21 protein-coding genes are annotated in these 23605 nt (G+C 68.3%); 15 read left to right on the forward strand and 6 right to left on the reverse strand.

What is annotated here, in order from left to right:
• Positions 1–19: 19 nt before the first annotated feature.
• Positions 20–3259: an efflux RND transporter permease subunit gene (locus CFB45_RS34015; RefSeq protein WP_089429510.1), complete on the reverse strand. Its 3240-nt coding sequence runs from the start codon at positions 3257–3259 to the stop codon at positions 20–22.
• 267 nt (positions 3260–3526) lie between these two features.
• On the opposite strand from CFB45_RS34015, the gene CFB45_RS34020 reads away from it, so the two are divergent.
• Positions 3527–3994: an MEKHLA domain-containing protein gene (locus CFB45_RS34020; protein WP_089429511.1), complete on the forward strand. Its 468-nt coding sequence runs from the start codon at positions 3527–3529 to the stop codon at positions 3992–3994.
• A gap of 236 nt (positions 3995–4230) precedes the next feature.
• Entirely contained in the window at positions 4231–4539 is a 309-nt protein-coding gene (locus CFB45_RS34025; protein WP_089430105.1) for a DUF4148 domain-containing protein, read from the forward strand.
• A 71-nt stretch (positions 4540–4610) separates the two neighbouring features.
• On the opposite strand, the gene ansP is transcribed toward CFB45_RS34025, so the two are convergent.
• A complete protein-coding gene (gene ansP / locus CFB45_RS34030) occupies positions 4611–6101 on the reverse strand; it encodes an L-asparagine permease (RefSeq protein ID WP_089430106.1) in 1491 nt (496 codons plus the stop codon).
• A 457-nt stretch (positions 6102–6558) separates the two neighbouring features.
• Between ansP and CFB45_RS34035 the strand changes: the two genes are divergently transcribed.
• The 6 genes from CFB45_RS34035 to CFB45_RS34060 all read left to right on the forward strand — a co-directional run bounded on the left by CFB45_RS34035 (position 6559) and on the right by CFB45_RS34060 (position 10247).
• Complete coding sequence (locus tag CFB45_RS34035; protein WP_046546696.1) at positions 6559–7365, forward strand: transporter substrate-binding domain-containing protein; 807 nt, start codon at positions 6559–6561, stop codon at positions 7363–7365.
• An 88-nt stretch (positions 7366–7453) separates the two neighbouring features.
• Positions 7454–8140 (forward strand): amino acid ABC transporter permease, encoded by a 687-nt coding sequence (locus CFB45_RS34040; protein ID WP_089429512.1) that lies wholly within the window; start codon positions 7454–7456, stop codon positions 8138–8140.
• Complete coding sequence (locus CFB45_RS34045) at positions 8137–8787, forward strand: amino acid ABC transporter permease (RefSeq protein WP_089429513.1); 651 nt, start codon at positions 8137–8139, stop codon at positions 8785–8787. Before CFB45_RS34040 ends, CFB45_RS34045 begins: the two co-directional genes overlap by 4 nt.
• On the forward strand, positions 8774–9523 hold the full coding sequence (locus CFB45_RS34050; RefSeq protein WP_089429514.1) for an amino acid ABC transporter ATP-binding protein: 750 nt from the start codon (positions 8774–8776) through the stop codon (positions 9521–9523). The genes CFB45_RS34045 and CFB45_RS34050 overlap by 14 nt, the downstream gene beginning before the upstream one ends.
• Positions 9524–9696: 173 nt before the next feature.
• Positions 9697–9981, forward strand: coding sequence for a DUF4148 domain-containing protein (locus tag CFB45_RS34055; RefSeq protein ID WP_089429515.1), 285 nt, complete (start codon positions 9697–9699; stop codon positions 9979–9981).
• Positions 9978–10247, forward strand: a complete 270-nt coding sequence (locus CFB45_RS34060; protein ID WP_089429516.1) for a hypothetical protein — start codon at positions 9978–9980, stop codon at positions 10245–10247. Before CFB45_RS34055 ends, CFB45_RS34060 begins: the two co-directional genes overlap by 4 nt.
• Here the strand turns inward: CFB45_RS34060 and CFB45_RS34065 are convergent.
• Positions 10175–11317 carry an FAD binding domain-containing protein gene (locus tag CFB45_RS34065; protein WP_089429517.1) on the reverse strand — a complete coding sequence of 381 codons (1143 nt, stop codon included), beginning with the start codon at positions 11315–11317 and terminating at the stop codon, positions 10175–10177. The genes CFB45_RS34060 and CFB45_RS34065 overlap by 73 nt on opposite strands.
• A 102-nt stretch (positions 11318–11419) precedes the next feature.
• Entirely contained in the window at positions 11420–11551 is a 132-nt protein-coding gene (locus CFB45_RS39690) for a hypothetical protein (RefSeq protein ID WP_256978474.1), read from the reverse strand.
• A gap of 233 nt (positions 11552–11784) precedes the next feature.
• Between CFB45_RS39690 and CFB45_RS34070 the strand changes: the two genes are divergently transcribed.
• Genes CFB45_RS34070 through CFB45_RS34080 form a run of 3 tightly spaced genes read left to right on the forward strand, consistent with a single transcriptional unit; the run spans position 11785 to position 15024 of the window.
• Positions 11785–12522 carry a YoaK family protein gene (locus CFB45_RS34070; RefSeq protein ID WP_089429518.1) on the forward strand — a complete coding sequence of 246 codons (738 nt, stop codon included), beginning with the start codon at positions 11785–11787 and terminating at the stop codon, positions 12520–12522.
• Between the two features lie 52 nt (positions 12523–12574).
• Positions 12575–13528, forward strand: coding sequence for a glyoxalase (locus CFB45_RS34075; RefSeq protein ID WP_089430107.1), 954 nt, complete (start codon positions 12575–12577; stop codon positions 13526–13528).
• A 14-nt stretch (positions 13529–13542) separates the two neighbouring features.
• Complete coding sequence (locus CFB45_RS34080) at positions 13543–15024, forward strand: alginate export family protein (RefSeq protein WP_089430108.1); 1482 nt, start codon at positions 13543–13545, stop codon at positions 15022–15024.
• A 322-nt stretch (positions 15025–15346) separates the two neighbouring features.
• On the opposite strand, the gene CFB45_RS34085 is transcribed toward CFB45_RS34080, so the two are convergent.
• Positions 15347–15628 (reverse strand): XapX domain-containing protein, encoded by a 282-nt coding sequence (locus CFB45_RS34085; protein WP_089429519.1) that lies wholly within the window; start codon positions 15626–15628, stop codon positions 15347–15349.
• 307 nt (positions 15629–15935) lie between these two features.
• Between CFB45_RS34085 and CFB45_RS34090 the strand changes: the two genes are divergently transcribed.
• The 3 genes from CFB45_RS34090 to CFB45_RS34100 all read left to right on the forward strand — a co-directional run bounded on the left by CFB45_RS34090 (position 15936) and on the right by CFB45_RS34100 (position 18865).
• A complete protein-coding gene (locus tag CFB45_RS34090) occupies positions 15936–16622 on the forward strand; it encodes a hydrolase (protein WP_046546706.1) in 687 nt (228 codons plus the stop codon).
• Between the two features lie 166 nt (positions 16623–16788).
• Complete coding sequence (locus tag CFB45_RS34095) at positions 16789–16956, forward strand: DUF1427 family protein (RefSeq protein ID WP_039362659.1); 168 nt, start codon at positions 16789–16791, stop codon at positions 16954–16956.
• 19 nt (positions 16957–16975) lie between these two features.
• Positions 16976–18865, forward strand: coding sequence for an amidohydrolase (locus CFB45_RS34100; RefSeq protein ID WP_089429520.1), 1890 nt, complete (start codon positions 16976–16978; stop codon positions 18863–18865).
• Between the two features lie 325 nt (positions 18866–19190).
• Here the strand turns inward: CFB45_RS34100 and CFB45_RS34105 are convergent, their stop codons facing one another.
• The gene (locus CFB45_RS34105; protein WP_089429521.1) at positions 19191–20111 is read right to left on the reverse strand and encodes a helix-turn-helix domain-containing protein; all 921 of its coding nucleotides are present in this window, start codon (positions 20109–20111) and stop codon (positions 19191–19193) included.
• Positions 20112–20509: 398 nt separating this feature from the next.
• On the opposite strand from CFB45_RS34105, the gene CFB45_RS34110 reads away from it, so the two are divergent.
• Positions 20510–23566 carry an ATP-binding protein gene (locus CFB45_RS34110; RefSeq protein ID WP_089429522.1) on the forward strand — a complete coding sequence of 1019 codons (3057 nt, stop codon included), beginning with the start codon at positions 20510–20512 and terminating at the stop codon, positions 23564–23566.
• The last annotated feature ends 39 nt before the right edge of the window (positions 23567–23605 follow it).

Consider the following 23605-nt stretch of genomic DNA (forward strand, 5'->3'; position numbering starts at 1 on the left):
TGAAAGGGCGGCGGCGTGATCAGCCGAGCGCCGGCGTATCGGAGGTGGGCTGCGCGCGCCGTGCGGCCGCGGCCTCGCGACGCCGGTCGAGCCACGCGTGGACGAAGCCGAACACGACCGGCACGAACAGCAGCGTCGACACCGTGCCGAACGCGAGCCCGCCGATCACCGCGCGGCCGAGCGGCGCGTTCTGCTCGCCGCCGTCGCCGAGGCCGAGCGCCATCGGCAGCATCCCGATCAGCATCGCGAGCGCGGTCATCAGCACCGGGCGGAAGCGGTTGAACCCGGCGTCCAGCGCGGCCTGCCACGGCGGCGCGCCGCCGGCGAGCAGTTCGCGCGCCGTGTTCACGACGAGGATGCTGTTCGCGGTCGCGATGCCGATGCAGAGGATCGTGCCCGTCAGCGCAGGCACGGACAGCGTCGTGCGCGTGACGAACAGCATCCACGCGATGCCGGCGAGCGACGCGGGCAGGCCGCCGACGATCACGAGCGGGTCGAGCCACGACTGGAAATTGACGACCATCAGCAGGTAGACGAGCGCGACCGCGAGCACGAGGCCGCCGAGCAGTCCGGTGAACGACTCGTGCATCGCCTGCACCTGGCCGCGCAGCACGATCGACGCGCCGGGCGGCAGTTGCGCGCGGGCTTCGTCGACGAGTGTCGTCACGTCGGCGGTGACGCCGCCGAGGTCGCGCCCCTGCACCGACGCGAAGAGGTCGAGCACCGGCTGCACGTTGTAGTGCGACACGACCGCCTGCTGCGTGGTGCGCGAGAAGCTGCCGAGCGTGCCGAGCAGGTTCTGCGCGGGTGCGCCGGCCGCCGGGCCGCCGGCCGGCGTCTGCGGCGCGCGGGTGGTGCCGGCGGGCAGCGGCACGTTCGCGAGCGCCTGCAGCGAATTCACCGTGTACTGCGGCGTCTGCACGAGCACCGGGTAGCTGACGCCGTTGCGCGGATCGAGCCAGAAGTTCGGCGTGGTCTGCGAGCTGCCGGACAGCGCGATCAGCAGGTTCTGCGCGACGTCGCGCTGCTGCAGTCCGGCCAGGATCGCCTTCGTGCGGTCGACGTTCACGTCGATCGCCGGTTCGTCGCCGGGTTGCTGGATGCGTGCGTCGACGAGGCCGCGCACGCCGCGCAGCTTCGCGAGCAGCGCGTTCGCGACCGCGCGGTTCTGGTCGAGCTGGTTGCCGACGATCTGGATGTCGATCGGCGCGGGCAGCCCGAAATTGAGGATCTGGCTGACGATGTCGGCCGGCAGGAACGCGAACGTCACGCCGGGGAACGACTGCGCGAGCACGTTGCGCAGCGTCGCGACGTACGCGGCCGTGGACGCATGGTTCGGCTTCATCGTGATCAGCACGTCGGCGTCCCCGGTGCCGATCGGGTCGGACGCGTCGTACGTGAGGTTGATCCCGCTGACCGGCACGCCGATGTTGTCGAGCACGCCCGCGAGCTGGTCCGCCGGGATCACGCCGCGGATCTTCGCTTCCACTTCGTCGGTGAGCCGTGCGGTCTCCTCGATTCGCGTGCCGGTCGGCGCGCGCAGGTGCAGGCGGATCTCGCCGGTATCGACCGACGGAAAGAAGTCCTGGCCGGCGAACGCGAACAGGCCGGTCGATGCGACGCAGGCGAGCAGGAACGCGGCCGCGAAGCGGCGGCGCCGCGCGATCGCCGCGGCGAGCAGCGCGCGATAGCGCAGCCGGACGGCCTCGAAGCGTTGTTCGAACGCGGCCTGGAAGCGCGCGAGGCGGGCGAACACGCCGCGCGGCGGCCGGCCGTGGCCCTTCGCGCGCATCAGCGCCATCGCGAGCGTCGGCACCAGCGTGCGCGAGAAGAAGTACGACGCGATCATCGCGAAGATCACGGCTTCAGCCAGCGGCACGAACAGGTAGCGCGCGACGCCGGTGAGCAGGAACATCGGCACGAACACGATGCAGATCGACAGCGTCGACACGAAGGTCGGCACCGCGATCTCGCCCGCGCCGGTCAGAATGGCCTCCTCGAGCGGCGCGCCCCGTTCGAGATGATGCGTGATGTTCTCGATCGCGACGGTCGCGTCGTCCACCAGGATCCCGACCGCGAGCGCGAGGCCCCCGAGCGTCATGATGTTGATGGTCTGGCCGAGCACGGCGAGCGCGAGCAGCGACGTGAGCACCGCGAGCGGGATCGTGATCGCGATGATCAGCGTCGCGCGCCAGCTGCCGAGGAACAGCAGGATCATCAGCGCGGTCAGGCACGCGGCGATCAGCGCCTCGCGCACGACACCCTGGACTGCCGCCTTCACGAACACCGACTGGTCGTCGAGCGGCGAAATGTGCAGCGCCTTCGGCAGCCCGGCCGCGATCTTCGGCAGCATCGCCTTCACCTGGTCGATGATCGTCAGCGTCGACGCGCTACCCGTTTTCTCGACGGTCAGCAGCGCCGCGCGTTTGCCGTCCACCCGCACGATGTTGGTCTGCGGCGCGTAGCCGTCGCGTACGTGAGCGACGTCGCGCACATAGACGACCGTGCCGCCGATCGTCTTCACCGGCAGGTCGTTCAGCGCGGCCACCGTCTGCGTGCTGCCGTTCATCTGCACGTCGTACTCGTGCGTGCCGATCTTCGCGGTGCCGCCGGGCAGGATCAGGTTCTGCGCGTTGATCGCGTTCACCACGTCGATCGGCGCGAGGCCCTTCGCCTGCAGCGCACGCGTGTCGAGATCGACGACGATCTGGCGGATCTTGCCGCCGAACGGCAACGGCACGGCCGCGCCCTGGACGGTCGCGAGCTGCGTGCGGATGAAGCTGTTGCCGAGGTCGTACAGCTGCTGCTCGGCGAGCGTGTTGCTCGATAGCCCGAGCTGCAGGATCGGCACCGTCGACGCGTTGTACGTGATGATGTTCGGCGGCAGCGTGCCGGGCGGCAGGATGCGCAGGATCGACGCGGCGTTGCTCGAGGCTTCCGCGATCGCGCGATTGATGTCGGCGCCCGGGTGGAAGAAGATCTTCACGACCGACACGCCGTTCAGCGATTGCGATTCGATGTGCTCGATGTCGTCGACGTCCGACGTGAGTGCGCGTTCGTAGTTCGACGTGATGCGCTTGGCCATGTCCTCCGCGGAGAAGCCGTTGTACGACCAGACGATGCTGACGACCGGAATGTCGATGTTCGGGAAGATGTCGGTGGGGGTGCGCAGCAGCGCGAGCGGCCCCGCGATGAAGATCAGCAGCGCGAGTACGACGAACGTGTAGGGCCTGCGTAACGCCAGCCGGACGATCCACATGATGGTGCTCCTCGAAGCGGGGAATGGACGCGCATTCGATGCGACGAGCACGCAGTCTGCCGGCGCGGCGTTGACCCGACCCTGACTCGAAGATTACGAAACCGTTATCTGCGCCGGCGCGGCGGCAGCGGCCGTGCGGCGGGCCGCGCAGCGCGATGCGGGCTGGCCGGACCCGCGCCGCCGACGGCGGCGCGCCGCTTCATCCATAATGTCCGGCGGCAAACCTTCGCTCATTCGCGTATCTCGCCGATTTCAGGAGCCAGACCGATGTCGTTGCGCACCGATGCAAACTTCTTCCGCCTTCTTGCCGACTCGTATCGCCGGCTCGTGAACCGCCCGCTCGTGCCCGACGGCATGAGCGCCTCCGACGGCGCCGCGTGGCTGTACGAAGCGGCGCCGTTCGGCATCCTGGCGCACGACACGTCGGCCGATCCGGTGTTCGTGTACGGCAACCGGCGCGCGCAGGCGATTTTCGAATACGACTGGGATGAACTGACGGCGTTGCCGTCCCGTCTGTCGGCGGAGCCGATGGAGCGACACGAGCGCCAGGTGTTTCTCGACAAGGTGATGCGCGATGGCTTCGTGGCCGAATATCGCGGCGTGCGCGTGACGAAGTCCGGCAAGCGGTTCTGGATCGAACGCGCGACCGTGTGGCAGCTCATGGACGCGGACGGAGTCGTGCACGGCCAGGCCGCGATGATTCCGGAAGTACGGCCGCTCGACGCGCCCGCATGAACGCGACGATCGACTGGCACGCGCATCGCGTCGCGGGCCCGCGCGATGTCCGGCGAACCGGGGCGGCCCGCCCACGACGGACGCGAGCGATCAGATAACAAAACCGTAATCGAAGCCTCACCTTCAGGAAAGCGCGCGAATCGCAGAATGAATCCAACTCTTCATCACATCGATGGGGAGCGGATGTCCGGCCTGATCTGCGGACGCGAACACGCCATCATTGAGAGGTGAACATCATGAACAACCTGATTCGTGCAGTCCTGCTTTCCTGCGCACTGAGCGCACCGATCGTCGCATTTGCGCAAACCGCCGACCATGCGCTCACACGGGCCGACGTGCGCGCCGATCTCGTCCGCGTCGAACAGGCCGGCTATCGGCCGATCGGTAACGATCCGAACTATCCCGACGACATCCAGGCCGCCGAGGCGAAGGTCGCCGCGCAGCAAGCGCAATCGGCCGCCGCGCGGCCGAGCGTCGCCGCAAAGCGCACTGATGCGCAATCGCTCGCGTCGCTCGACGAGCACCAGTTGTACGACCATCACTGAGCGCGATTGGCGACCGCCGTCCGCGGCCCGACGGCGGTTCCTTCAACGGACGGCACGCATGCCGTAGCGAGTCAGTCGTCGCCTTTCTCGAGCACGTTCTGCGTCAGCGTGATCGACGGAATCGTCGGCTTCAGCAACGCGCGGCGCGCGCGACGGCTCAGCCACTTCCAGCCGACCACGAGCAGCAGCGCGACCAGCGGGATCGACGCGATCGTCCATGTCCCGTTCGGGTAGTCGAATGCCATCAACACCAGCACGCCGAGCAGGAACAGCAGCGTGAGCCACGACGTCACGGGCGCGCCGGGCATCCTGAACGAGACGTCCTCCACGTCGCCGCGCCCGACCGCGGCGCGGAACTTCATCTGGCACACGACGATGAAGCCCCATGTGCTGATGATGCCGAGCGACGCGATGTTCAGCACGATCTCGAACACGCTCGACGGCACCAGATAGTTGAGCAGCACGCCGATCACATAGATCGCGACCGTCACCAGGATGCCCGCGTACGGGACGGATTGCCCGCTCATCCGCGCGAGGAACGCGGGGGCCGAGCCGCCCATCGACAGCGAACGCAGCACGCGCCCCGTCGAATACAGGCCGGAGTTGAGGCTCGACAGCGCGGCCGTGAGTACCACCAGGTTCATCACCGAGCCGATGCCCGGCACGCCGAGCGCGCCGAAGAACGTGACGAACGGGCTCTGGCCCGCCTTGTACGCACTCCACGGCAGCAGGCAGACCAGCAGAACGACCGATGCGACGTAGAAAATCGCGATGCGCCAGATCACGTTGTTGATCGCGCGCGGCAGCACCTTGCGTGCATCCTTGCATTCGCCGGCGGCCGTGCCGACCAGTTCGACGCCCGCGAACGCGAACACCACGCCCTGCACCAGCACCAGCGCCGGCATCAGTCCGTGCGGAAAGAACCCGCCGTTGTCGGTGATCAGATGCAGGCCGGTGCCATGGCCGGCCACCGGCATGCCCGTGCCGAGGATCGCCGCGCCGATCACGAGAAACAGCACGATCGCGGCGACCTTGATCAGCGCGAACCAGAACTCCATTTCCGCGAACCATTTCACGCCGATCAGGTTCATCGTCGCGACGATGCACAGCGCGACGAGCGCGAAGATCCACTGCGGCGCGGCCGCGAACGGCGCCCAGTAATGCATGTAGAGCGCGACGGCGGTGATGTCGACGATGCCGGTCATCGCCCAGTTCAGGAAGTACATCCAGCCTGCGACGAACGACGCCTTCTCGCCGAGGAATTCGCGTGCGTACGACACGAAGCTGCCGCTGCTCGGGCGATGCATCACGAGCTCGCCGAGCGCGCGCAGGATCAGGAACGAAAACGCGCCGCAGACGAGATAGACGATCGCGAGCGCGGGGCCGGCGGCCTGCAGCCGGGCGCCGGCGCCGAGAAACAGCCCGGTGCCGATGGCCCCGCCGATCGCGATCATCTGCACCTGTCGATTGCCGAGGGTCTTGTGATAGCCGGCTTCGTGCGATTCGAGCCAGCTGCGTTTGTCGGTTTCGCCGGTTGTCGACGGGTCGGGAATCGATGCCATGACGGGTTCCTCGCGCATGGAGGGGATGGGATTCGTCCCGGTCGCGGACGATCGGGACCACCGGTACCGGAGGTCCGGCGCGCGCAATCGCGCGCGCCCGTCCAGATTGCGGTTCGTCGGACGTGACGAAAGGCACGGTACGTCGCGAACGTATTCAGCCGTAATTCCGGTCACAAACGGAATGCAAATTTGGACTGAGCCTGGTCGAATCCATGCATAGGTGTCGGCGCCGGGTGAACCGGATAGGTAATTTGGTGCGCCGGCGCGCGCTGCGGGGGCAACCGTTACCGACGGCGCCGGCTCATGCACCGAAATGAGGAATCCGGCACATCGAATTTTCCGTCTCGCGCCGGTGCGGCAAGCGTTTCACGGCGATGGCCCGGTTTTTGCTGGAGTGGTGTCGGCCGCGCAATCGTTGCGCGCTGCCCGACGACATACCAGACAAGGAAGATTCACCGTGAGCCCGACGACCCGACCGTTCCCCCGACGCACCTGGCTGGCTGCGCTGCTCGCCGCCCCCGTGATCGCGCTGTTCGCCGCCGCGCCGGCCCACGCCGATGCGCTCGACACCATCGCGAAAAACGGCACGCTGCGCGTCGCGGTGCCCGAGGACTATCCGCCGTTCGGTTCGGTCGGCACGGACATGCAGCCGCAGGGCTACGACATCGACATGGCAGGCCTCCTCGCCAAGGCGCTCGGCGTCAAGCTGAAGCTGGTGCCCGTGAACAGCGCGAACCGGATTCCGTACCTGACGACCAACAAGGTCGACATGGTGATTTCGTCGCTCGGCAAGACGCCGGAGCGCGAGAAGGTCATCGATTTCTCGAGCGCGTACGCGCCGTATTTCCAGGGCGTGTTCGGGCCGTCGGACGTGAAGGTGAGCGCGCCCGCTGACCTCACCGGCAAGACGGTTGGCGCGACGCGCGGCGCGCTCGAGGAGATCGCGCTGTCGCAGCTCGCGCCGAACGCGACGATCAAGCGCTTCGAGGACAACAACGCGACGATCCAGGCGTTCCTGTCGGGGCAGGTCCAACTGATCGCGGCCGGCAACATCGTCGCGGCGGCGATTCTCGCGAAGAATCCGCCGCGCCGCCCCGAGGTCAAGTTCGTGATCAAGAATTCGCCGTGCTTCGTCGGCGTCAACAAGAACGAACCGCGCCTGCTCGCGAAGATCGACGATGCGATCGCGCATGCGAAGCAGGACGGCTCGCTCGGCGAGCTGTCGCGCAAGTGGCTCGGCCAGCCGCTGCCGGCCGGGCTGTGACGTATCGCAGTGCAGCCTGCACGTTGCTGCGGCCGGGATGCCCGGCGTGGCGCGTGTCGTTGTCCGAACCCGAATTCATCCGCTTCCCATGAGCTACCAGCTTCAATTCGGTGAACTCGCCGATTACGCCGGCGTGTTCGCGAGCGGCGCGGCGATCACGCTCGCGCTGACCGCGGTCGCGACCGTGCTCGGCGCGGCCGTCGGCGTGCTCGGCGCGGCCGCGTACAGTGCCGACGCGCGCGCGGCCGTGCGCTTGCGCCCGCTGATCGGCGCGTACGTCGAGGCGATTCGCAATACGCCGTTCGTCGTCCAGCTGTTCTTCATCTTCTTCGGCTTGCCGGCGCTCGGCGTGCACATCGACGAATACACGGCCGCGATCCTCGCGATGACGCTCAACCTCGGCGCGTACTCGGTCGAGATCGTGCGCGCGGGCGTGGCCGCCGTGCCGAAGGGGCATCTGGAGGCGGCGTCCGCGCTGGCGATGTCGCGCGCGCAGATGCTGCGCCACGTCGTGCTGCCGCAGGCGCTCGCCAAGGTGTTTCCCGCGCTGTCGAGCCAGATCGTGATCACGATGCTCGGTTCGGCGGTCGTGTCGCAAATCTCGGTGGCCGACCTGACCTATGCGGCCGGCTACATCCAGTCGCGCAACTTCCGTGCATTCGAGACGTACTTCGTGATCACGCTCGCGTATCTGGCGATGGCGCTGCTGATGCGCGCCACGCTCGGCGCGATGGGCCGCCGCCTGTTCTCCCGCCGCGTGCGAGGTGCGCGATGACCGATTTCACGTTCGGGCAGATTGTCGCGAACCTGCTGCTGGCCGCGCGCTGGACGATCGTGCTGTCGATCGTGTCGTTCGTGTCCGGCGGCCTCGTCGGGCTCGGGCTGCTCGTGATGCGCGTGTCGGGTTCGACGGTGCTGCGCGGCGTCGCGAAGCTCTATATCGAAGTGTTCCAGGGCACGCCGTTGCTGATGCAACTGTTCATCGTATTCTTCGGCCTGCCGCTCGTCGGGCTCGACGTGCCGCCGTGGGTCGCGGCCACGGCGGGGCTCACGTTCTTCACCAGCGCCTATCTGGCGGAGATCTGGCGCGGCTGCGTCGAGGCGGTGCCGAAAGGGCAGTGGGAGGCGTCGGCCAGCCTGGCGATGAGCTATGTCGAGCAGTTGCGTCACGTGATCCTGCCGCAGGCCGCGCGCATCGCGATCGCGCCGACGGTCGGCTTCGGCGTGCAGGCGGTGAAGGATACGGCGCTCGTGTCGATCATCGGCTTCACCGAGCTGACGAAGGTCGGTATCGCGATCTCGAATGCGACGTTCCGGCCGTTCGTCGTGTATGGCCTCGTTGCGCTGATCTATTTCGCGCTCTGCTATCCGCTTACCCGTTATGCGCGCACGTTGCAAAGGAGATGGCATGCCGCTCGTTGAAACCCGGGGTCTCGAAAAGCACTTCGGCACCCATCATGTGCTCAAGGGCATCGACCTGTCCGTCGAGCGCGGGCAGGTCGTGTCGATCATCGGCCGCAGCGGCTCGGGCAAGAGCACGCTGCTGCGCACGCTCAACGGGCTCGAGAGCATCGACGCGGGCACGATCTCGGTCGACGGCGAACGCGTCGATGCGCGGCATGCGGACTTGCGTGCGCTGCGGCTGAAGGTCGGCATGGTGTTCCAGCAATACAACCTGTTTCCGCACCTGAGCGCCGGACAGAACGTGATGCTCGCGCAGTCGGTGGTGAAGAAGTCGCACCCCCAGCAGGCGCGCGCGATCGCGGAGCTGATGCTCGAGCGCGTCGGCCTCGGCGACAAGTTCGACGCGTTTCCGGAACACCTGTCGGGCGGCCAGCAGCAGCGCGTCGCGATCGCGCGTGCGCTCGCGATGAAGCCGAGCGTGCTGCTGTGCGACGAAATCACGTCGGCGCTCGATCCCGAGCTCGTCGGCGAGGTGCTGGGCGTGATCGAGCAACTCGCGCGCGAGGACATGACGCTGATCATGGTCACCCACGAGATGAACTTCGCGCGGGCGGTGAGCGACAGGATCGTGTTCATGCACCAGGGACGCGTGTGGGGGAGCGGGACGGCCGACGAGATCTTCGAGCGTCCGCAGACGGTGGAATTGACGCGGTTTCTGGGCAGCGTGCGGAACCCGGAAACGGTTGCGCGCTGACTGACACGGCCGTGCGGCCGGGCCGCGACCTGATGACAAGACCGTAATCGAAGCCTCACCTTCCGGAAAGCGCGCGAATCGCAGAATGGACACCACTCCTCATCGCATCGATGCGGAGCGGATGTCCGGCCTGATCTGCGGACGCGAACACGCCATCTCGAGAGGTGAACGTCATGAACAACCTGATTCGTGCAGTCCTGCTTTCCTGCGCACTGAGCGCACCGATCGTCGCATTTGCGCAAACCGCCGACCATGCGCTCACCCGCGCCGACGTGGTCGCCGACCTGATTCAAGCGGAGCGCGACGGCACGCTGCCGACGTCGAACTGGGACTATCCGCCGAGCGCGCCGACGATCGCGCGCAATCGCGAGCTGTATGCGATCGCGCACGGCGAGCCGCGCACCGCGACGGCGGGCGTGGGAACGGGCGCGGCTGTTTCAACGGCGAGCGCGCAATGAAGCCGGCTGCCGTACTGGCGCGGGTGGCGGGCCTGGCGCTCGCCGCGTGGCTCGCGGCGCATGGCGCGCCGGCCGCCGCGCGTGGCCAGCCGCAACTGCCCGACGACGATGGCGGGCGCGCCAGCGTGCTGCGCGAGCTCGATCCGTCGAGCGAGGCGCTGCGCCGGCCCGCCCACACGCGGCCGGCCCACGTTCAAGCCGCGCCCATCAAGCGGGCGCCCAGCGCGATGCCGCGCGCGGCGATCACCGCGCTCGCGGCGCGCTGACGGGCGTCCCAGCCCGCCAGCGCGGCGTCGAACCCGCGGCCGTGGCCGACTTCACGCAGCGCTTGCGCGAGGCCGACCGCGTCGTCCGCCGCTTTCGCGACACCGGCCGCCGTGTGCGGGCGAACGAGGCATGCGGCGTCGCCCAGCAGCACCGCACGCCCCACCGCCATCCGTTCGACCGCGAGATCCTGGATCGCCTGCGCGAACGGCGCGGGTGTCGCGTCGACGAGCGCGGCGAGCGTCGGCGCGAGCATCCGGCCACCGGCGTCGACGAGTTCCGCGCGGTGGTCGTCGCGCATCGCGCCGGGCGGCAGCGACCCGTCGCGTTGCGTGCCGTCGCGCGCAACGAACAGCGACCGCAGCCGGTCGGACGTGAGGCGCCGGTACCAGACCCAGTTCACGCGCCGCTTGCCGGCCTCGATCGCGCCGTCCGCGCCGGGCACCAGATAGGTGAGGAACAGGTGCGCGTCGCCTTGCTGGAACGTGAAGCGCTCGCGCAGCAGATCCAGCACCTGTTCGGGCAGCGCCCGCTCGTCGACGAGCCCGCGCCATGCGACATAGCCCGCATACGTCGGCCGCACATCCGGCATCAACTGTGCTCGCACCGCCGAGCGGCCGCCGTCCGCACCGATCAGCAGGTCGGCCGTCTCGGCGTGGCCGCTCGCGAAATGCGCGACGATGCGCTCGCCGTCCTGCTCGAATCGCTCGAACGCGTCGCCCGCATGGACGATGCCGGCCGGCAGCGCGCGCTTCAACGCCGCGTAGATCACGTTCCACGCGGTCTGCGTTTGCGGCATCGTGAAGCGTTGCACGATGCGGTCTTGCGCATCGACGTAGATCCGGTCGATCGAATCGACGGCGGCCTCGCGCGGCAGCGGTACGTTGCCGAATGCGAACGCCCGCTCGATCGGCGGCTGCAGCACGATGCCGCCGCCGCGGCTGTCCAGGTCGTGCGGGGATTGCTCGAATACGCCGACGTCCCAGCCGGCTGCGCGCAGGGCGGTCGCGGCGAACAGCCCGCCGACCGACCCGCCGACGATGACGGCCTTGCGGCCCGATCCGTGTTCCATCCGATGTCTCCCGATGATGGCCGAGCATAGGGCAAGCAACGGACGCAGCGGTTGAATCGTTCTGAAGCGGCCTGCGTGACAGCGTGACGCGTGCGCCGCCGCTCAGCCTCGGCGGCGTTTGGCGGGGGCGGCGCAGGAGCCGGATGCCACGCGTTGCAGTGCGGCCGGCGTGCCGTTCAGGAACGCGTCGACCTGCCGTTCGATTTCGGCGTCGAGATCGTCGGGCGCCGGCAATCCGTATCCCCCGCTTGCACACGCCCAGAGGGAGAGGCTCGCTTGCGGGCTCCAGCCCCGTTCGATTTGCGCGTTGCGCTGCGCTTCCGCCGCCGGCGTTGCTTCAGAAAAATTCAGTTCGCCGCCATGACTTTCAGGCGCACGTCCCCTAGTCTTGCTACCGAACCGCCGCATGGGCCGGGCGCGCAGGTCGAGGGCGCGGACTGCGCCGGCAAAACCAAGGAAACCACGACATGCAACCTGGACACGTAACGGCCGCCGGCGCGGCCGCGCCCGATCGCCTGCCCGGCGAAGACGTCTTTCTCGCGTCGATCGCAGGCTATGTCGACACGCTCGGCTTCGTCGCGCTGTTCGGCCTCTTTACCGCCCATGTGACCGGCAACTTCATCCTGATCGGCTCGGGCCTGGCCGGGGTCGGGCAGGGGCTGCTGATCAAATGGCTCGCGTTTCCGGCGTTCATCGCCGGGATCGTGGCCGCCCGCCTGCTCGACCACCGGATGCGCGTGCGCGGTCATGGCGCGCGGGCCGGTTCGCTGTACGCGTTGCAGGCGATCCTGCTCGCCGGCTTCATGTTCGCGGGGATCGCGGCGTCGCCGATCGGCAGCGCCGACGCGCCCGCGACGATCGTCTGCGGGCTGCTCGGCGCGGCGGCGATGGGCGTGCAGAACGCGCATGGCCGGCTGACCGCGCGCTCGGTGGTCGCCAACACGGTGATGACCGGCAACGTCACGCAGGCCGTCATCGATGCCTTCGACTGGCTCGTGCCGATCGCCGCGCCGGCCGAACGGGACGCCGCCCGCGCGCGGCTGCAGCGCACGCTGCCGCCGGTGGCCGGCTTCGCGCTCGGCGCGGGCGCCGGCGCGACGGCGTACCTGTATGCCGCGTTCTGGGCGCTCGCGCTGCCGCTCGCGGTGCTGGGCTTTCTCACGTATCGATCCGCACGCTTGGCCGAGCTGCCCGCCTCGCGCTGAACCCGTTTTCGCGCGCGGCGTGCCGCTGCGCGCCACCTTCAAGGAGAACCCGATGATTTCACTGAACCTGCGCCACGTGCTGCGCATGACGACTGCGTCGACGGCGATGCTCGCCGCGTTGCTGGCGGCCGCCCCGTCGCATGCCGACGAAACGCATCTGGACGACACGGCGCGCCAGCCGGCCGCCGCGCGCTTCCCGGCGGTCGCGGTCGGCCCGCAGTACGACACGACGCACGTGTGCGTCGCGCCGGAAGACTTCGACCGCTTCACCGACAGCTTCGTCGCGACGTTCGGCGGCAAGAAGTCGAAGCAGGGCGTGTTCCAGGTCACGCCGACGCCGAGCCAGACGATGTCGCAACTGGTGCTCACGCCGGTCGGCACGATCTCGGTGTTCGGCTTCAAGACGCCGATCCCGTATCCGTTCTGCGAGGAGCGCACCGGCTATCTGGTGACCGACATGGACATGGCCGTGAAATCGGCGCGCGCGCATGGCGCGGACGTGGTCGTCGCGACCTTCCCCGATCCGATCGGGCGCGACGCGATCATCCGCTGGCCGGGCGGCGTGAACATGCAGCTGTACTGGCATACGCAGGCGCCGAATTACGACCCGCTGCAGACGGTGCCGGAAAACCGCGTGTATGTGTCGCCGGAACGCGCGGGCAAGCTCGCGCACGACTTCGCCGCGTTCTCGCACGGCAAGATCGTGTCGGACGTGCGCAAGGCGCCGGGCATCGAGATCGGCCGGCCGAACGACACGTACCGCCGCATCCGCATCGAATCGGGCTTCGGCAAGATGACCGTGCTCGCGACGGACGGCCACCTGCCGTTCCCGTTCGGGCGCGAGATGACCGGCTATGAAGTCGCCGACCTGGCCACGACGCTGAAGCAGGCCGAAGCCGCGGGCGTGACCGTGCTCGTGCCGCCGTTCACGTCGGACGGCCGCGACGCGGCGCTCGTGCAGTTCCCGGGCGGCTACGTCGCCGAAATCCACGCACGGTCGAAATAACGGTGCGCCGGCCGATCAAACCATCGTGGCGCGGCGCGCTGCCGGGCGTCGTGCTGGCCGGCGGCGTCGCGCTGCATGCCGGGACGGCGGCCGGTGCCGATGCGCCGGCCGCAGCAGCCGCAGCAGCACCCGTCGTTCAGCCGCAGGCGCCGGCGGCAGCGAGCGCCGCCGTGGCGTGCACCGCGAAGCGTCCGACCGTGCTGTTCAACCGCTGGCAGGAGGACTGGTCGGTGCTCGCGAACCCGTGCGTGCCGCGCAAGCCGTTCGACGCTCTGAAATACGTGCCGCTCGGCGACGACCCGTCGACCTACCTGTCGCTCGGCGCGAACCTGCGCGAGCGTTTCGAGCTGAACAACGCGCCGCTGTTCGGCCTCGGCTCCGCGCACGACGACAACTACGTGATCCAGCGCACGAACGTGCACGCGGACCTGCGCTATCGCGGCCATCTGCAGGCGTTCGTGCAGTTCGTCGATGCGCGGCCGTTCGGCAAGAATACGGTCGGCCCGGTCGACAGGGACCAGCTCGACATCGAGCAGGCGTTCGTCGCGTATGTCGACCAGATCGGCCCCGGCACGTTGAAGACGCGGGTCGGCCGGCAGGAGATGGCGTTCGACTTGCAACGCTTCGTGTCGGTGCGCGACGGCCCGAACGTGCGGCAGGCGTTCGACGCGCTGTGGGCCGATTACGAAATCGGCAAGTGGCGGCTGATCGGCTACGTGACGCGCCCGGTGCAGTATCGCGACGCCGCCGCGTTCGACGACGTGTCGAACCGGCACCTGCGATTCGACGGCGTGCGCGTCGAGCGCAACGGCACGGGGCCGGGCGACCTGTCCGCGTACTGGTCGCGCTACACGCGCGACAACGCGCGCTTTCCGGATGCGTCGGGCACCGAGCGGCGCGACGTGTTCGACATGCGCTATGCGGGCAAGGCCGACGGGCTCGACTGGGACGTCGAGGCGATGCTGCAGACGGGCCACGTCGGGCAGGACACGGTCGGTGCGTGGGCGTTCGGCGCGCTCGGCGGCTATACGTTCGCGAAGACGGCCGGCACGCCGCGCATCGGGATCCAGATTGACGGCGCGTCGGGCGATGCTCACCCGGGCGACCGGCGCGTGGGCACGTTCAATCCGATGTTTCCGAACGGCTATTACTTCACGCTCGCCGGTTATACCGGATACAGCAACCTGATCCACGTGAAGCCTTCGCTGACCTTCAAGCCCGCCAGCTCGGTAACGGTGCTGACCGCCGTCGGCTTCCAGTGGCGGCAGACGACGGCCGATGCGATCTACGGACAGGGCATGTCGGCCGTGCCGGGCACGGCGGGCAAGGGCGGCGCGTGGACGGGGATGTACGCGCAGGCTCGCGTGGACTGGCTCGTCAATGCGAACACGGCCCTGGCCGTCGAGGCGGTGCACTTCCAGCTCGCCGATTCGATTCGCGCGCTGGGCGCGCGTAATGCCGACTATGTCGGCGTGGAAGCGAAGTTCGGTTGGTGACGCGGCGCGCGCTGCCGCTTCTGCAGGGCGGCGCGCGTGTAACCGAACGACGCCGGGCACGGGGCAGGTCGCCCAACGACCTGCGCGAATACGTCGTTCAGAGGGTGCCGATCGGAAAAGTCGCAAATGGCCCCGATCTCGGCGAAGGTCAGGTCGGCGTGCCGATCAGATGCGGAGCACGCGTCATGCGTCGTTCGAGCAGCCGGCGGTGCTGCCGGCGGACGGTCGCAGAAACAGCGGCGTCACGCAGGCCATTGACGAACGTCTTGAAACACATGCAAGCGCCCCGACCGTCCTGGTCGGATGCGCTCGAACCTTCCGATCACAGCGGTGTCGATTCGCGGCGCTTCGCGCCAGCGTCGGTTGCATGGGCGCCCGGCAGCGCACCGAACATGTGCTGGCTGCACTTCGCGTCGCGCCATGCGGTTCCCAGCCGGATGCCGCTGAACAGCCGTCGTGCCAGCGGGAGAATCTGTTCGCCGGCCAGAATGCCAAGCAGGCCCGCCAGGGCGACCGCGGGCGGCGCCGGCGATTGCACGCCGATCAGCGCATAAACGATGCCGGCGAGGATGCCGGCGAACAGCGAAGCAGTGTACGGTTTCATAGGTCTGGAATGGTGTGTCGGCAGTTGGAAATATGGACAACTACCGATCTTGAGTCGATCCGAAAGTCCTGGGTCAGCCTATCAGTTCTGCCTGTTCGTTGCGGGTCCGTTCAATGAAATTCAGATCTTTTCAGCCTGGATTCATGAAGGTCGCGAGAATCAGAACAATTAATTGGTGTGGCCGCGCATTAGTCGATTGAATGACGCAGGCCGGCTGCCGAGTCTTCCGCCCCAGCGCATTCGACGCGTCGCGGATTCGTCGGCCCGGCGAGCCTCATTTCTCTCTGCGTCAAAGGACATCACCGCCATGAGCAACCCGAAGCTTGAAGTACTTACCCCGCACAACAGCCAACTGATCTTCATCGATCAGCAGCCGCAGATGGCGTTCGGCGTGCAGTCGATCGATCGCCAGACGCTGAAGAACAACGTCGTCGGGCTCGCGAAGGCCGCGAAGGTCTTCAACATCCCGACCACGATCACGACGGTCGAAAGCGACAGCTTCTCCGGTCACACGTATCCGGAGCTGCTCGACGTGTTCCCGAACCAGAAGACGCTGGAACGCACGTCGATGAATTCGTGGGACGACCAGAAGGTGCGCGACGCGCTGGCCGCAAACGGCCGCAAGAAGGTGATCGTGTCCGGTCTGTGGACCGAAGTCTGCAACACGACGTTCGCGCTGTGCGCGATGCTCGAAGGCGACTACGAAATCTACATGGTCGCCGACGCATCGGGCGGCACCACGCAGGCCGCGCACGACTTCGCGATGCAGCGCATGGTGCAGGCGGGCGTCGTGCCCGTCACGTGGCAGCAGGTGCTGCTCGAGTGGCAGCGCGACTGGGCGCACCGCGAGACGTACGACGCCGTGATGGCGATCGCGAAGGAGCATTCGGGCGCGTACGGGATGGGCGTCGACTACGCGTACACGATGGTCCACAAGGCCGCGCCGCGCACCGCGACGCCGCACGAGTCGATCGCGCCCGTTCCGGCGAAGTAAGCGCGGACGGCCTGCGATCGTTGATGCCGGTGCGGCGGGTTCGAGGCGAACGCGCCGCATTGGCTCCCTTGCGCGGGCGGCGGACGTGACCGAAACACGAATGCCGCCCGCAGCAGGCTGATCGGAACACGGCCGCTGCATTCGAAATTTCCGGGAGATTTATCGCATGGAACCTTATCTGGTTTCCCTTGGTGCGGGCCTGCTGATCGGTGTGATTTACAGCGCCATCAAGGTTCGCTCTCCCGCACCGCCGCTGATTGCGCTGGTCGGGTTGCTCGGCATGCTGATTGGCGTGCAGGCGTTGCCCACCGTGAAACAGCTGCTTGGCTTCTGATCAACAAGAGGTGATGTCTATGACCGCAACCGTGACCCAACCGGATCTGATCCTGCATAACGGAAGATTCACGACGCTCGACCGCGCGAACCCCGTCGCGACGGCGGTCGCGATTGCCGCCGGCCGCTTCGTCGCCGTCGGCAGCGACGCGGATGTGATGCCGCTCGCGGGCCGCGCGACGAAGGTGGTCGATCTCGGCGGCCGTGGCGTGCTGCCGGGTCTGATCGACAACCACTGCCACGTGATTCGCGGTGGACTGAACTACAACATGGAACTGCGGTGGGACGGCGTGCCCTCGCTCGCGGTCGCGATGGAAATGCTCAAGCGCCAGGTGGCCGTGACGCCCGCGCCGCAGTGGGTCCGCGTGGTCGGTGGCTTCACCGAGCATCAATTCGTGGAGAAACGGCTTCCGACGATCGACGAACTCAATGCCGCCGCGCCGGACACCCCGGTGTTCATCCTGCACCTGTACGATCGCGCGCTGCTGAACGCGGCCGCGCTGCGGGTGGTCGGCTACACGAAGGACACGCCGGAGCCGCCGGGTGGGACCATCGTTCGCGATGCCGCCGGCAACCCGACCGGCCTGCTGCTTGCGAACCCGAACGCGACGATCCTCTACGCGACGCTCGCGAGGGGCCCGAAGCTGCCGTTCGAGTATCAGTACAATTCGACGCGCCATTTCATGCGCGAGCTGAACCGGCTCGGCGTGACGGGCGTGATCGACGCGGGCGGCGGCTCGCAGAATTATCCCGACGACTACGAGGTGATCCGCAAGTTGCACGACTCGGGCGAGATGACGATCCGGATCGCCTACAACCTGTTCACGCAGAAGCCGAACGCGGAGAAGGAAGACTTCGTGAACTGGACGAAGAGCGTCAAGTACCACGACGGAACCGACTACTTCCGCAATAACGGCGCGGGCGAGATGCTGGCGTTTTCCGCGGCCGACTTCGAAGACTTCCGGGTGGCACGCCCGGACCTGCCCGACCAGATGGAGGATGATCTCGAAGGCGTGGTGCGCGTGCTCGCGGAAAACCGTTGGCCGTGGCGCATGCACGCGACCTATGACGAGACCATCAGCCGCGCGCTCGACGTGTTCGAAAAAGTGAACCAGGACATCCCGCTCGACGGGCTGAACTGGTTCTTCGATCATGCGGAAACCATCACCGAGAAATCGATGGACCGGATCGCCGCGCTCGGCGGCGGCATCGCGGTGCAGCACCGGATGGCGTACCAGGGCGAATACTTCGTCGAGCGCTACGGCGCGCAAGCCGCGGAGGCCACACCGCCCGTGGCGAAGATGCTCGGCAAGGGACTCAAGGTCTCGGCCGGCACCGACGCGACCCGCGTCGCGTCGTACAACCCGTGGGTGTCGCTCGCATGGCTCGTCACCGGCAAGACGGTCGGCGGGATGCGGATGTATCCGCAGCGCAACCTGCTCGATCGGGAGACGGCACTGCGCATGTGGACCGAGTACGTGACGTGGTTCTCGAACGAGGAGGGCAAGAAAGGGCGCGTCGCGGTGGGGCAGCTGGCCGACCTGGTGGTCCCGGATCGCGATTTCTTCGCGTGTGCCGAGGACGACATCGCCGGCACGACGGCGTTGCTGACGGTCGTGGGCGGAAAGATCGTGTGGGGCGCGGGGCCGTTCGAGTCGTACGATGCACCGATCCCGCCCGCGATGCCCGACTGGTCGCCCGTGCGTGAGTTCGGCGGCTATGGCGGCTGGGGGGCGACGCAGCGCGCCGGCGCGCCGCTGCAACGGGCGGCCGCCGCTGCGATGTGCGGTTGCGCGAACGCATGCAACGTTCACCAGCATGCGCATGCGAGCGCATGGGCAAGTGCGCTACCGACGTCCGACGCAAAGGGCTTCTGGGGCGCGTTCGGGTGCTCCTGCTGGGCGGTCTGACACGGCGCGCGGCCCCATTGCGACTCCGCGACGTGGGTCCGCGCGCTTCATCGCCCTTGACGCCTTTTGCGAGCCCCCGGGACTGATCGGCGGGCTCGTTCTCGTCACTTCTGCTCGACCATGGACGAGACCCGGCTGGCAGTCGTCCCGTCGTTCGGTGACGATACGACGACCGGGATAAAGCGATGAGCCCGCTTCCTCCACCAAAAAGGTGGATGGAGCGGGCTGGCGCCGCAATCTGTCGGATCAGACGGATGGCGGCATGAACCTCGATTGAACAATCGGCCGGGCTACCGGTGCGCGCGTCCGCGACCGCGCAGAGGCTTCAGCGCGAGCGTGCGCGCCGCCACGCGCCGGGCGGATGGCCGACGATCCGCGCGAAGATGCGGTTCAGATGGCTCTGGTCCGCGAAGCCGCACGCGATCGCGATGTCGGCGAGCGTCATGTCGGACGTCTCGATCAGTTCGCGCGCACGCGTCACGCGCTGTTCGAGCAGCCACTGGTGCGGCGTGCGGCCGGTGGTGCGCGAGAACGCGCGGATGAAGTAGCCGCGCGACAGGTCGCATTCGTTCGCCACTTCCTCGATCGATACGCCGAGATCCGCCTTTTCCAGCAACAGCTCCTGCGCGCGCGCCAGTTTCGCCGGCGACAGGCTGCCCTTGTGGTCGAGTTCGCGCGTGCGCGCGTTGCCGTAACGGCGCACGAGGTGCGTGCCGATCGCGAGCCCCACCTGCTCGATGAACAGCGCGTTCAGCGGGCCGGGCGCGTCGAGGCTGCCGGCCACCGCGTGCGCGAGATGGCCGAGCACCGGATCACGCACGTCGGGGCGGCACGTGAGGCCGCCGATTGCCTGCCCGCCGTGCTCCGGGCCGACGCGCTCGAGATACGCATGCGGCAGCTCGACCAGCACGAAGTCGAAGTTGCCGTACAGGTCCGCATGGAAGTGGCGCGAGAAATCGCGAATGTAGATCGAGTGATGCTGGAACCGGCGCTCGCTCGCGCCGGCGCGCCCGTAGAGCGTGCGGCGATGGCCGGCGGCCAGCGATACGCCGACCAGGAAGCCGCGGTCGCACGCGGGCATGTCGATGTGTTCCACGTGCGCTTCGCGCATGCATTTGCGGTGAAGCCGCAGGCCGCCGGTGGCGGTCTCGACATCCTTCGACAGCAGGCTGGCCACGCAGCCGAGCGTGTCCTTCGGCGGTGGGGGCGGGGATACCGCCGGCGCTGCGGTAACGGAGTCTGACATGGAATTCCCGGGCAAGTGACTCGGCGCGCGAAATGGCGAGTCCAGTTTAGCGACGCAAGTGAACATTCAAAATGAATTTGCACAAACGTCCGCTCGTGAATCTGACGAATTGCTTTCAATGACGGCGCACGGCCGCCGCATCGCCCGTCACGTCCGGCGTGCGAGCGGCCCGGCAGAGTATCGCGCCCCACTTTTACATGCAAGCGAATGCGCCGATCGCGTGATCCGGCCGCCGTCCACAGTGCATTTTCCTTCAAGATTTTCGTCGCGCGCCCGTCTACACTCAGCCCGTAATTCAACAGTGTCCGGCCGGCGCCACGGTGCGCCGGGGCCGGACATCCTGCCGGGTGGACTGCCGCGTTCACCGGGCGGTCATCCTGAGGGACCCGGAGGCGGCCATGATCCAGATCGGAACGTTGTCGGTGGATTTCGAGCAGCGCGACATTCGCCGTCAGGGCGCGTCGTTGCGCATCGGTGCACGCGCGCTCGACATTCTCGAAGTGCTGCACCGCGCGAGCGGGGCGGTCGTGTCGAAAGACGACATCATGGACGCGGTCTGGCCCGGGCTGATCGTCGAGGAAAACCGCCTTCAGGTGCATGTGGCGACGCTGCGCAAGGCGCTCGGCACGAGCCGCGATCTGATCAAGACGGTGCCCGGGCGCGGCTACCTGCTGGTCGCGTGCGCGTCGCCGGGCCCGGAACCCATGCCCGCGGCCGACACGCCGGCCGCCGTACCGACCGTACCTTCCGCCCTACCGACCGATGCCCACGCGTCGTCGCTGCCCGCGCCGCTCGCCGGACGCGACGCCGAAATCGCGCCGCTCGTCGGACGCGACGCCGAAATCGCGCAGATCGTCGAGATGCTCGAACGCACGCCGGTCGTCACGCTCGTCGGCGCGGGCGGGATCGGCAAGACGAGCCTCGCCGTACGCGTGGCCCACGCGGTGCGCAGCCGCTCGCGCGAGCGCGTGCTGTTCGTGGAGCTGGCGCGCGCGGGGACGCGCGCCGACATGCTGATCGCCGTCGCGGCCGAGCTCGGCCTGGACACGCAGCGCGTGCCCGCCATCGAGGACATCGGCGCCGCATTCGCGGCGTCGCGCTACCTGCTCGTGTTCGACAATGCCGAGCACATCGTCGACCTCGTCGCGAGCCTCGTCGAAACGCTGACGTCGTGCGCCGGCTCGCTGCGCGTCCTCGTGACGAGCCGCGAGCCGCTGCATATCTCGGCCGAAGCGGTGTTGCGCTTGAGCCCGCTCGCGGTGCCCGACGACGACGCGCGCACCGACGAGATCGTTCGTTGTTCCGCCGTCGAGCTGTTCCTGGAACGGGTTCGCACGGCCGCGCCGGATTGTCCGGTCGACGAAGCCGGCATGCGGCTGATCGCCGATATCTGCCGGCGACTCGACGGGCTGCCGCTCGCGATCGAACTGGCCGCGGCGCGCGTCGCGACGCTCGGGCTCGCGGTCGTCGCGTCGCGGCTGGACGACCGGCTGAACCTGCTGACCGGCGGGCTGCGCTCGGCGCTGCCGCGTCATCAGACGCTGCGGGCGACGTTCGACTGGAGCTACGTGCTGCTCGACCCGGCCGCGCGTGCGCTGTTCCGCCGGATGGGATGCTTCATCGGGCCGTTTACGTTCGATGCCGCGCACGCGGTCGCCACCGAGCCCGGCACATCGGCCGCGGACATGATCGCGGTGCTCGGCGAACTGGTCGCGAAGTCGCTGGTGACCGTCGAGTTCCACGGCGCATCGGCGCGGTACCGGCTGACCGAATCGACGCGTGCGTATGCGCTGGAAAAACTGCACAACGAGGGCGAGTTCGAGCGCATCGCGGCGCGTCACGCACGATACGAGCGTGAGCAAGGGCATGAACGCGAGCACGCGCACGCGGCGGCGAGCGTGGACGCCGCGCGGCGCGACGATGGGGTCACCGAAACACCGAACGACGCATCAGCGGATGCGGTCACCGGGGCACTGAACGACGTAACAGCCGGTGCGGTCACGACAGCGCCGAACGACGCACCAGCCGATCCATCAACCGACGCGCCCGTCCTGGCCGCCGACGCAACGCCCGTGCCCGAAGCGGACCGCCTGGCGCGCGCGCTGCTGGAGCCGGCACGGATGCACGAGTGCGCGGCGCGGGCGCGCCAGGTGCTCGACGCTTTCGACACGGCGGCGGCCGACCCGGTCGATGCCGCGCGCGAGATGCGGTTGCGCGCGGCCTGCGCGTCGGCACTGCTGCATACGGACGGCGACGCCGTGGCCGCGGCCGCGATGTGGGACCGCACGCTCGGTCTTGCCGCCCAGGTCGGCGACGATACGTTCGATGCGCGCGCGCTGGTCGGGCAGTGGCATACGATGCTGACGCTGTCGGACATTCACGAATCGCTGCGCTACGCGACACGCTTCGAGCGCGCGGCCGAGCGGCGCGGCGACCGCTCGCAGCGGCTCCTGGCCAACGCGATGGTCGCAACGTCGCTGCACTACTTCGGCGAGCACGCGCAGGCGCGCGAGCGGCTCGAGGCGGCGACGGCCGAACTCGGCGCGGTGGGCGAGCCGCCGTGCGCGCAGGCAGCGCTCGGCGTCGACATGACGACGCTCGCGCGCACGATGCTCACGCGGCTCGTGTGGATGCAGGGCGACCCCGACCATGCAATGCGCATCGCCGCGCAAGCGGTCGAGTGCGCGCGCCGCGGCCCGTCCGCGCTCGCGCTTTGCGTGGTGCTGGGGGCGGCCGCCGTGCCGATCGCACTGCGCTACGGCGACCACGACATCACGTCCGACTATCTCGCGACGCTGCGCGCGACCGCGAGCGCGCACGGCTTCGACATCTGGCGCAATCACGCGGAATGCCTGACCGGCCAGTTCGACATCCAGGCCGGTCATCCCGGCGCGGGCCTCGCGCGGCTCGAACCCGCGCTGCGGCGTGTCGAGGCGAGCGGATTCCGGCGGCTGCTCGCCCCGTTGAACGTCGCGTATGCGGAGGGCCTCGTGCGCGTCGGCCGCGCAAGCGAGGCGCGCATGCGGCTCGATGCGACGCTCGCGCGCTGCCGTGCGCACGGCGAGCATCTGTTCGTGCCGGAACTGCTGCGCGTGACGGGCGTCGCGATGCTCGAACAGGCACGCTCCGCGGCCCCCGACGTCGCGCTCGCGTACGAGGCCGACGGGCATCGTCATCTGCAGATGGCGATCCAGACCGCGAACGGGCAGGGCGCCGCGATGTGGGCGCTGCGCGGCGCGCTGGATCTCGCCGATCACCTGATCGAGCGCGGGCGCACCGCGCACGCGTCGACACTGGTCGCCGGCGTCGCGCGGCACTTCGATCCGCATTCGCGCGCGCATGACGTGCGGCGCTTGCTGCGCGTGCAGAATTTCGTGCGCCAGGACGCGCCGTCTCCGCCGTCCCGCACGCGTGCGCGCCACGACGCCGCCGACGCGGCGCAGCAGGCCGCATAGCGATGCGCGCGTTCCTGGCAGCCGCGCGACTGCGCGATC

Origin of the sequence: Burkholderia sp. HI2500 (genome assembly GCF_002223055.1) — a bacterium.
GTDB lineage: Bacteria > Pseudomonadota > Gammaproteobacteria > Burkholderiales > Burkholderiaceae > Burkholderia.

Bases quoted from the DNA above. Each gene is read 5' to 3' on its own strand.
- CFB45_RS34015 (WP_089429510.1), bottom strand. From the start codon at position 3,259: ATGTGGATCGTCCGGCTGGCGTTACGCAGGCCCTACACGTTCGTCGTA.
- ansP (WP_089430106.1), bottom strand. From the start codon at position 6,101: ATGGCATCGATTCCCGACCCGTCGACAACCGGCGAAACCGACAAACGC.
- CFB45_RS34100 (WP_089429520.1), top strand. From the start codon at position 16,976: ATGACCGCAACCGTGACCCAACCGGATCTGATCCTGCATAACGGAAGA.
- CFB45_RS34020 (WP_089429511.1), top strand. From the start codon at position 3,527: ATGTCGTTGCGCACCGATGCAAACTTCTTCCGCCTTCTTGCCGACTCG.
- CFB45_RS34105 (WP_089429521.1), bottom strand. From the start codon at position 20,111: ATGTCAGACTCCGTTACCGCAGCGCCGGCGGTATCCCCGCCCCCACCG.
- CFB45_RS34040 (WP_089429512.1), top strand. From the start codon at position 7,454: ATGAGCTACCAGCTTCAATTCGGTGAACTCGCCGATTACGCCGGCGTG.
- CFB45_RS34070 (WP_089429518.1), top strand. From the start codon at position 11,785: ATGCAACCTGGACACGTAACGGCCGCCGGCGCGGCCGCGCCCGATCGC.
- CFB45_RS34045 (WP_089429513.1), top strand. From the start codon at position 8,137: ATGACCGATTTCACGTTCGGGCAGATTGTCGCGAACCTGCTGCTGGCC.
- CFB45_RS34095 (WP_039362659.1), top strand. From the start codon at position 16,789: ATGGAACCTTATCTGGTTTCCCTTGGTGCGGGCCTGCTGATCGGTGTG.
- CFB45_RS34060 (WP_089429516.1), top strand. From the start codon at position 9,978: ATGAAGCCGGCTGCCGTACTGGCGCGGGTGGCGGGCCTGGCGCTCGCC.
- CFB45_RS34075 (WP_089430107.1), top strand. From the start codon at position 12,575: ATGATTTCACTGAACCTGCGCCACGTGCTGCGCATGACGACTGCGTCG.
- CFB45_RS34025 (WP_089430105.1), top strand. From the start codon at position 4,231: ATGAACAACCTGATTCGTGCAGTCCTGCTTTCCTGCGCACTGAGCGCA.
- CFB45_RS34050 (WP_089429514.1), top strand. From the start codon at position 8,774: ATGCCGCTCGTTGAAACCCGGGGTCTCGAAAAGCACTTCGGCACCCAT.
- CFB45_RS34090 (WP_046546706.1), top strand. From the start codon at position 15,936: ATGAGCAACCCGAAGCTTGAAGTACTTACCCCGCACAACAGCCAACTG.
- CFB45_RS34085 (WP_089429519.1), bottom strand. From the start codon at position 15,628: ATGAAACCGTACACTGCTTCGCTGTTCGCCGGCATCCTCGCCGGCATC.
- CFB45_RS34055 (WP_089429515.1), top strand. From the start codon at position 9,697: ATGAACAACCTGATTCGTGCAGTCCTGCTTTCCTGCGCACTGAGCGCA.
- CFB45_RS34110 (WP_089429522.1), top strand. From the start codon at position 20,510: ATGATCCAGATCGGAACGTTGTCGGTGGATTTCGAGCAGCGCGACATT.
- CFB45_RS34065 (WP_089429517.1), bottom strand. From the start codon at position 11,317: ATGGAACACGGATCGGGCCGCAAGGCCGTCATCGTCGGCGGGTCGGTC.